Here is a 1,268-nt window from a genome sequence, read left to right as displayed (position 1 = left end):
CGTGGTCACCAGTCGTGGACCGTTCCGTCGATGAGGCGGTTGTAGGGCAGGTAGGCCTGCTGGTAGGGGTAGGCGGCTGCGGCTTCTTCGTTGAACTCGACGCCGATGCCGGGCTTGTCCCCGGGGTGGAGGTAGCCGTCCACGAACGTCATGGACTGCTCGAACACCTCGTTGGTCTTGTCCGAATGCTGCATGTACTCCTGGATCCCGTAATTATGGATCGCCAGGCCCACGTGCAGCTGCGCCGCGAAGCCCACCGGGGAAATGTCCGTGGGCCCGTGGAAACCGGACTTGATCTGGTACTGCGCCGCGAAATCCATCACCTTCTTCAACGGGGAGATCCCCCCGAAGTGCGTGGACGCAGCCCGGACGTAATCAATCAGCTGTTCCTTGATCAGGGTCTGGAAGTCATACACGGTATTGAAGATCTCCCCGATCGCCAGCGGCGTGGTGGTGTGCTGCCGGACCAGGCGCAGGCCCTCCTGGTTCTCCGCCGGGGTGCAGTCCTCCAGCCAGAACAGGTCATACGGCTCCAGCGCCTTGCCCAGCTTCGCCGCCTGGATCGGCGTCATCCGGTGATGCCCGTCATGCAGCAACGGGATCTCCGGACCGAACTCATTCCGCACCGCCTCAAACACCGTGGGCAGGTGCCGCAGGTACGCACGGGTGTCCCAGTCCTCCTCCACCGGAAACGCACCCCGCCCGGCCGGCTCGTAGTCATACCGCTCCCCCGAAGCCTGCGCCTGCGCCGCCACCCCGTACACGGCCTTAATCCCGGGAACCGCCGTCTGGATCCGGATCGACTTGTACCCCAGCTCCAGATGCTCCCGCACCGAATCAAACAACGACGGCAAATCCGCGCCCGACGCGTGCCCGTACGCCCGCAACCCGTTCCGCGACGCCCCGCCCAGCAACTGGTACACCGGCATCCCGGCCACCTTGCCCTTAATGTCCCACAACGCCATATCCACCGCCGCGATCGCCGCCATCGTCACCGGACCCCGGCGCCAGTACGCGGACCGGTACAGGAACTGCCACGTATCCTCGATCCGGTGCGGATCCTTCCCGATCAGCAACTGCGCCACATGCTCCTTCAAATACGCGGCGACCGCAAGCTCACGCCCGTTCAACGTCGCATCCCCAATACCCGTCACACCATCCTCCGTGGTGACCCGCAGCGTCACGAAGTTACGGGAGGGACTGGTCACAAACACATCGGCAGCAATGATTTTCACAACAGATCCAGGCTTTCTTAATCGATGGAGCGG

1 protein-coding gene is annotated in these 1,268 nt (G+C 63.6%); it reads right to left on the bottom strand.

The genetic code is table 11. The features are described 5' to 3' along the window. Window positions 1-5: 5 nt before the first annotated feature. Window positions 6-1,235 (bottom strand): D-mannonate dehydratase ManD, encoded by a 1,230-nt coding sequence (gene manD, locus PV768_RS21800; RefSeq protein WP_321215139.1) that lies wholly within the window; start codon window positions 1,233-1,235, stop codon window positions 6-8. Between the last annotated feature and the right edge of the window lie 33 nt (window positions 1,236-1,268).

Source organism: Pseudarthrobacter sp. CC4 (genome assembly GCF_048957775.1).
In the GTDB taxonomy this organism is placed as follows: domain Bacteria; phylum Actinomycetota; class Actinomycetes; order Actinomycetales; family Micrococcaceae; genus Arthrobacter.
The sequence above is the reverse complement of the archived record's forward strand: the minus strand, read 5'-3'. Positions and strand labels throughout refer to the sequence as shown.